Raw genomic sequence first — 6464 nt, 5'->3', positions numbered from 1 at the left:
CACCGCCGAGGCCACGGAGGCCAAGCCGAAGACCCGCCGCACCCGCAAGACGGCCGCGCCCGCCGTGCAGCCCGCGGAGGCCGCCGCCGAGATTCCGGCCCAGGCCTCGCAGGAGCCGGAGGCCGCACCGCGGCGCCGGACCCGTAAGGCCGTAGCCGCCGTCGAGGCGCCCGCCGCGGCAGCCGACACGGCGGAGGCCAAGCCCAAGGCCCGCCGCACCCGCAAGACGGCCGCGGCCGCCGCGGAGGCCGGCGAGAGCTGATCGGCGCCGCTCGTCCCGACCGTCGGCCCGGTCCCGTGATCCACGCGGGACCGGGCCGACGGCGTTGTCGCCCCGTGCCGCAGCCCGGCGTGCTTTGCCCGATAGCCTCTGCTCGTGAGCAGGAACGCCGCCTTCAGCCCGCCCCCGGACGCCCGTGCGTACCGGCTGCGTACCGCGCGCGGTGAGTTCGCCGTCGTCGACTCGCCCGTGGCCGACGGGGTCGCGCCGAGGGGCGTGGTGATGATGCTGCCCGGGTTCACGGGGAGCAAGGAGGACTTCACGCTGCTGCACCGGCCGCTCGGCGCGCGCGGCTACCGCACGGTCGCCGTGGACGGGCGCGGTCAGTACGAGTCGGACGGGCCCGAGCACGACGAGTCCGCCTACGCGCGGCCCGAGCTGGCCCGGGACGTGCTCGCGCAGACCGCAGCCCTCGGGACGCGCGTGCATCTCGTCGGACACTCCCTGGGCGGCCAGATCGCGCGGGCCGCCGTCCTGCTCGACTCCGCCCCCTTCCTGTCCCTCACGCTGATGTCCTCCGGTCCGGCGCGGATCTCCGAGTCGCAGCGGCAGCGAGTGAAGCTGCTGCGGGACGCGCTGGAGACGATGACGATGGCGGAGGTCTGGAAGGTGATGCAGGCCATGGGGCCGCCGGAGGAGGTCGGCGCCCCGGCCCCCGCCCACGGCCCGGAGGACCCGGAACGGCTGCGCGACCGCTGGCTGGGCACCAGGCCGGCGCAACTGCTCGCCACGGGACGTCAGTTGTGCACCGAGCCGGACCGTGTCGCCGAGCTGGCCGCGGCGCCGCTGCCCTGCCATGTGCTGTCGGGCGCCTTCGACGACACCTGGCCCGTGCCCCTTATGGACGAGATGGCCCTGCGGCTGGGGGCGCGCCGGACGGTCGTCGCGGGCGCCGAGCACTCCCCCAACACCGACCAGCCCCTGCCGACGGCCCGCGCCCTCGCCGACTTCTGGGACGACCACCCCGCGCCGCCCCGGCCGTACGTGCGCTGAGGCCCCTCGGCCCTAGTACTGCGCCCGCAGGTGCTCCCAGAAGCCGTCCCGCAGCGACCGTCGCAGGTCGGGCTGGCCGCGCAGCGAGTACTGGAGCAGCCCCTCGGCCTCCACCAGCAGGTCCTGGTCCACGGAGCCCGGGAGGTAGGGGTGGCCTGGGAGCAGTTCCACCAGTGACTCGCGCCCCCGGGACGCCAGCCACTTCGCCGCGATCTGCGCGCCGACGAAGCGGACGTCCTCGCGGCCGGGGCGCAGGGCGCCCGGCGCCTCGCCGCTGTGGGTCGTGCGCCGGGAGACGTACGGCTTGAAGAAGTCGAGGTCGAGGGTGCGCTGGCTGTCGACCTCCCAGAGCAGCGGCTCGGCCTGGTTGCGGCCCTCGGGGGCCTCGATGCCCCACAGGTGGACGCGGGCGCCGTACCCCTGGGCGGCCTCGACCGCGGACACGAGGTCCTCGTCGCCGCCGAGCAGGGCCGCGTCGCTGATGGCGCGGTGCCGGGCGAGGGACTCCAGGTCGGAGCGGATGAGGGAGTCGACGCCCTTCTGCTGGTTGTTGGCGTTGAGGTTGCCCAGGCGGACCTTGACGTCGGGGAGTTCCGCGATGGACTGCTGCTCGGCGGTGTGGATGCGGCGGCGGGCGCCATCGTACCAGTACACGCGCAAAAGGCGGCTGTCCGCGAAGACGGTGCGGGCCCTGTCGATGAGCGCCTCGATGAGCCCCTCGGCGTCCAGGTCGAAGGCCCGGCGGTCCTCGGTCCCGGCCACCAGTCGCCCCGCCGCCGCGTACAGGTAGCCGGCGTCGACGAAGATCGCGTGGGTCGAGGGGGTCTTCGCCACCTCGGCGAGCATGCGCTGGAGCAGCTCGTTCGTGCGATCGATACGAGCGTTCAGGGGCGCGAGGTCGTCGTTCATCGCGCCCATTGTCCCGGCGGTCACGCTCTGAACACAACCGGTCCCGGTCAGTCTTGTCCCGGGCACCTGTCGTGTCCGCCGCCTCCTGCGGCTCGCTGCCCGATCCCGCCACCTTGTAACAAGCGACTTACTTGTCAGTAATTAGTCGTGCGAAAAATTTCCTTAGCGTAGGGAATGTTTGCAGAGGGCATCCCGTTGACCACTACGGAAGCCCGGGCACCGACGACCCAGGAGCCACACCAGTAGTTCTCCGCAGGAGGATGACCAGATCAAGGGAGAGGCCATGCGCTTTGAAGTCATGCGACTCGACGACGTCGACGGGACCCCCGTGGACACGACTGTCGTGGACGCCGCCTCCGTGAACCGCATCGTTCAGCAGGCCGCCGCCATCGGGCAGCGCCTGTGGATCCGCCCCGCCGAATCCTCGGCCTTGTAGCGCGGACCCTTCACACACGAGAACAGGGCCCCGCACGGAACTCCGTGCGGGGCCCTGTTCTCGTGCTCAGGCGCCCTGGATCACCTGTGTGACGCCGTTGATGATCTGCTGCACGGCGATCGCGGAGAGCATCATGCCGGCGAGGCGGGTCACCAGGACCACACCGCCGTCCTTGATGACCCGGATGATCAGCAGCGAGTACCGCATCACCAGCCACAGCACCACGTGGATGGCGAGGATCGCCGCCCACACCGAGACCTGCGTGGTCACGCTGTCCGCCTTCTGCACGGCCAGGATGACCGACACGATCGCCCCGGGCCCGGCGAGCAGCGGCATGCCCAGCGGTACGAGGGCCACGTTGACGTCCTTGGTCTGCTTCGGCTCGTCCGTCTTGCCGGTGAGCAGGTCGAGCGCGATCAGCAGGAGCAGCAGCCCGCCCGCGATCATCAGGGCGGGCACGGACACGTGCAGGTAGTCCAGGATCTGGTGCCCGAGCAGACCGAACACCGCGATCACGCCACCGGCGACGCAGACGGCCTGAAGGGCCATCCGCTTCTGCACCTTGCCGGGGCGGCCGGAGGTCAGCGCGAGGAAGATCGGGGTGATCCCGGGGGGATCCATGATGACAAAAAGGGTCAGGAAGAGAGAGCCGAAGACGGCGACGTCGAACATGGGTGTGCTGGTGGCCTTGCGGAGGAGGGGAAGAGTGGACGGGGTCGCGCGGGAGGTGGGGCTCAGGCCCCGCCGGCCCCCGGCACGGGGAACGCCCCGAACGCCCGTCGCGTGATCTCCCCGTACACCTCGGGGTCGGTCGTGTACTCGCCGAGCACACAGGTCTTCCGGCTGCCGTGGTAGTCGCTCGAGCCGGTCACCAGGAGCCCCAGCTCCTTCGCCGTCGCGCGCAGCCGGGCCCGGGTGTCCGCGTCGTGGTCCATGTGGTCGACCTCGATGCCGTCGAGCCCGGCGGCCGCCAGGTCGGCGATCGCTTCCTCGGACACCGTACGGCCGCGCTTGGCGGCGGCGGGGTGCGCGAACACGGCCACCCCTCCCGCACCCTTGATCAGCCGGAGCGCCTCGAAGGGGTCGGTCTCGTGCTTCTCGACGTGGGCCCGGCCACCGTCGGCCAGCCAGTCCTGGGTGAAGGCGTCGTTCACGGTCGGGACGACGCCCAGTTCCACCAGGGCGGTGGCCACGTGCGGTCGGCCGACCGAGCCGTCCCCGGCGATCCCGGCGACCTGCTCCCAGGTGACGGGCACACCCAGTTCGTTGAGCTTGGCGATCATGCCCTGGGCCCGCGGCACCCGGTCGTCCCGGACCAGCTCGCGCTCGGCGAGCAGGGCGGGCTCCTCGGGATCGAAGAGGTAGGCCAGCATGTGCATGCTGACGCCGTCGAGGCGGCAGGAGAGCTCGGCACCGGTGACGAGGACGAGCCCCTCGGGCAGCGCGGCGACGGCCTCGGCATGTCCGCGGGTGGTGTCGTGGTCCGTCAGCGCGACGACGTCGAGACCGGCCGCCGCGGCCTTGCGCACCAGCTGGGCCGGGGTGTCCGTGCCGTCGGACGCGGTGGAGTGGGTGTGCAGATCGATGCGCACGACGCTGACTCCAAGCGGTGACGGGACGGAAGGGGACGCTCAAGGATAACCGGAACTCAACCCCCCGCCGTCACACCCGCGGCGCCCCTGCGCCCCCTACGCGCGCCTACTCGCCCCGCCTCCGCGGCGCCCGCCCGGGAGGCACGGCACAGCGCACGGCACCGCACACAGCTCCGCTACGGCAAGCTACGGCACCGTCGGCTCGATCAACCGCGGCGACAGCGCCCCGCACGGCACCAGGTCCACCTCGGCGCCCGCGTCCCGCAGGTCGGTGAGCACCAGCTCCTCGTACATCAGCAGCCCCGAGCGCTCGGGCCACACGACGGCCCACAGCCACATGCCGAGAGCCTCCCCGGCGAAGACGGCACGGTCGACCGGGCCGCCGGAGACGTGCCAGAGGGGGGTGGGGCGGCCCGCGGCCAGGACCTTGGCCTGGGGCGGCTTCTCGACGTCCAGGTACGGCCCGGGGTCGGGGCCGTCGAGGCCCGCGTACCGTGCGCCGAGGCCGACGCCGAGTTCCTCGGCGACCAGGATCAGCTCACCGATGCCCCCGAGCGGGCCCGGTCCCGAACAGGCGACGGCGGTCGCCCTGCCCCCACTGCGGTCGTCGCCCGCGCAGGCCACGCCGGTGAACAGCCAGCCGACCGGCAGCGGCCAGGGCATCCACACCGGCACCTGTGTGCGGTGCACCACGACGCCGAGCGCCTCGACGCTGGGCGGGAGTACGGGCTGGACCGGGTGCACGGTGCCGTGCAGGTCGCACTGCCAGGAATCGGCGAAGAGGCCGGGAGCCCTGACCCGGCCACCACACTTCGGGCAACTGGGTTCGCCCCTCATAGAGCCCCACGGTCCTACCCTCGCTCCCCCACGTCAAGGACGATCACCCATCCGGACGGAAGGGCGCCGACCCGGCCGCCCCCGACGGATTAGATGTAGGTTGCATTAATTAGCAGGGCTAACTTACTATGTGTATACACCAACCATTTGGCATCGATCTCTCGGCATTGGAGAGCAAGCATGGACCCCTTCGACGCGGGTGCGGGCGGCATCCTGCGGCAGCCCAAGGCCGTGTGGGCGACCGCGGGCGCGTCCGTGGTGGCCTTCATGGGCATCGGGCTCGTCGACCCGATCCTCCCGTCCATCGCCAAGGGCCTGGACGCGAGCGCCGGCCAGGTCTCCCTCCTGTTCACCTCGTACTTCCTCATCACCGCCCTGGCGATGCTGGTCACCGGCTTCGTCTCCAGCCGCATCGGCGGCCGCAAGACCCTGCTGCTCGGCCTGGCCTTCGTCGTGGTCTTCGCGGGCCTGGCCGGCACCTCCGACACCGTCGGACAGCTCGTCGGCTACCGGGCCGGCTGGGGCCTGGGCAACGCGCTGTTCGTCTCGACGGCCCTCGCGGTGATCGTCGGCGCGGCCGCCGGCGGGAGCGCCGCCGCGATCCTGCTCTACGAGTCCGCCCTCGGCCTCGGCATGGCCTGCGGCCCGCTGCTGGGCGCGCTGCTCGGCGACGCCAGCTGGCGCTACCCGTTCTTCGGCACGGCCTTCCTGATGGCGATCGGCTTCCTGTGCATCACGGTGTTCCTGAAGGAGCAGCCGAAGCCGGCCCGCAAGACCTCGCTGCTCGACCCGATCAAGGCGCTGGGGCACGGCGGCCTCGCCTCCGCCGCCATCTCGGCGTTCTTCTACAACTACACGTTCTTCACCGTGCTGGCCTTCACCCCCTTCGTGCTGAACATGACGCCCTACAAGTCGGGTGCCGTGTTCTTCGCGTGGGGCGTGCTGCTCGCCGTCTTCTCGGTGCTGGTGGCGCCGCGCATGCAGCGGCGCTTCGGCTCGCTCAAGGTGCTCGGCGGCTCGCTGGTGCTGCTCGCGGCCGACGTCCTGGTCCTCGGCTACGGCAACCACACCGCGGCGATCGTCTGCACCATCCTGTCCGGCGCGTTCATCGGCGTGAACAACACCGTCTACACCGAGCTGGCCCTCGGGGTCTCGGACGCGCCGCGTCCGGTGGCGAGCGCCGGCTACAACTTCGTGCGCTGGTTCGCCGCGGCGGCCGCCCCCTACCTCGCGCCGAAGATCGAGGAGTGGACCGACGTCCACATCCCGTTCGTGGTGGCCGCGGTGACCGCCCTGCTCGGCGCGGTCGTGGTCGCCGTACGCCGTCGGGCGCTCACCCACGAGGCGGAGGAGCTGGAGCCGAAGCACGCGAGCGAGGACTCGGTCATGGTCTTCGCCAACTGACGAGACGGAACCG

At 71.7% G+C, this 6464-nt stretch carries 7 protein-coding genes and 1 pseudogene; 4 read left to right on the top strand and 4 right to left on the bottom strand.

Features of this window, described 5'->3' with window-relative positions; translation table 11 throughout:
• Positions 1-262 (top strand): annotated as a pseudogene (locus ACZ6IM_RS20525) (hypothetical protein); the annotation flags it as partial.
• 114 nt (positions 263-376) lie between these two features.
• The gene (locus tag ACZ6IM_RS20520; RefSeq protein WP_052840821.1) at positions 377-1273 is read left to right on the top strand and encodes an alpha/beta fold hydrolase; all 897 of its coding nucleotides are present in this window, start codon (positions 377-379) and stop codon (positions 1271-1273) included.
• Positions 1274-1285: 12 nt separating this feature from the next.
• Here ACZ6IM_RS20520 and ACZ6IM_RS20515 read toward each other — a convergent pair whose 3' ends face one another.
• Positions 1286-2182, bottom strand: a complete 897-nt coding sequence (locus ACZ6IM_RS20515; RefSeq protein WP_052840937.1) for an NYN domain-containing protein — start codon at positions 2180-2182, stop codon at positions 1286-1288.
• 283 nt (positions 2183-2465) lie between these two features.
• On the opposite strand from ACZ6IM_RS20515, the gene ACZ6IM_RS20510 reads away from it, so the two are divergent.
• Positions 2466-2618 (top strand): hypothetical protein, encoded by a 153-nt coding sequence (locus tag ACZ6IM_RS20510; RefSeq protein WP_052840822.1) that lies wholly within the window; start codon positions 2466-2468, stop codon positions 2616-2618.
• Positions 2619-2684: 66 nt separating this feature from the next.
• On the opposite strand, the gene ACZ6IM_RS20505 is transcribed toward ACZ6IM_RS20510, so the two are convergent.
• The 3 genes from ACZ6IM_RS20505 to ACZ6IM_RS20495 form a co-directional block, all read right to left on the bottom strand.
• Positions 2685-3290: a MarC family protein gene (locus ACZ6IM_RS20505; RefSeq protein ID WP_052840823.1), complete on the bottom strand. Its 606-nt coding sequence runs from the start codon at positions 3288-3290 to the stop codon at positions 2685-2687.
• A 62-nt stretch (positions 3291-3352) separates the two neighbouring features.
• Positions 3353-4210, bottom strand: coding sequence for a PHP domain-containing protein (locus ACZ6IM_RS20500; protein ID WP_052840824.1), 858 nt, complete (start codon positions 4208-4210; stop codon positions 3353-3355).
• A gap of 186 nt (positions 4211-4396) precedes the next feature.
• Positions 4397-5047, bottom strand: coding sequence for a DUF6758 family protein (locus ACZ6IM_RS20495; RefSeq protein ID WP_052840825.1), 651 nt, complete (start codon positions 5045-5047; stop codon positions 4397-4399).
• 180 nt (positions 5048-5227) lie between these two features.
• Here ACZ6IM_RS20495 and ACZ6IM_RS20490 point away from each other — a divergent pair, with 180 nt between their 5' ends.
• On the top strand, positions 5228-6451 hold the full coding sequence (locus ACZ6IM_RS20490) for an MFS transporter (RefSeq protein ID WP_469558004.1): 1224 nt from the start codon (positions 5228-5230) through the stop codon (positions 6449-6451).
• Positions 6452-6464 lie beyond the last annotated feature (13 nt).

It is taken from the genome of Streptomyces sp. NPDC042336 (assembly GCF_055581985.1).
The sequence above is the reverse complement of the archived record's forward strand: the minus strand, read 5'-3'. Positions and strand labels throughout refer to the sequence as shown.

Coding starts and splice junctions, on each gene's coding strand:
- ACZ6IM_RS20505 (WP_052840823.1), bottom strand. CDS start 3,290: ATGTTCGACGTCGCCGTCTTCGGCTCTCTCTTCCTGACCCTTTTTGTC.
- ACZ6IM_RS20515 (WP_052840937.1), bottom strand. CDS start 2,182: ATGAACGACGACCTCGCGCCCCTGAACGCTCGTATCGATCGCACGAAC.
- ACZ6IM_RS20490 (WP_469558004.1), top strand. CDS start 5,228: ATGGACCCCTTCGACGCGGGTGCGGGCGGCATCCTGCGGCAGCCCAAG.
- ACZ6IM_RS20495 (WP_052840825.1), bottom strand. CDS start 5,047: ATGAGGGGCGAACCCAGTTGCCCGAAGTGTGGTGGCCGGGTCAGGGCT.
- ACZ6IM_RS20510 (WP_052840822.1), top strand. CDS start 2,466: ATGCGCTTTGAAGTCATGCGACTCGACGACGTCGACGGGACCCCCGTG.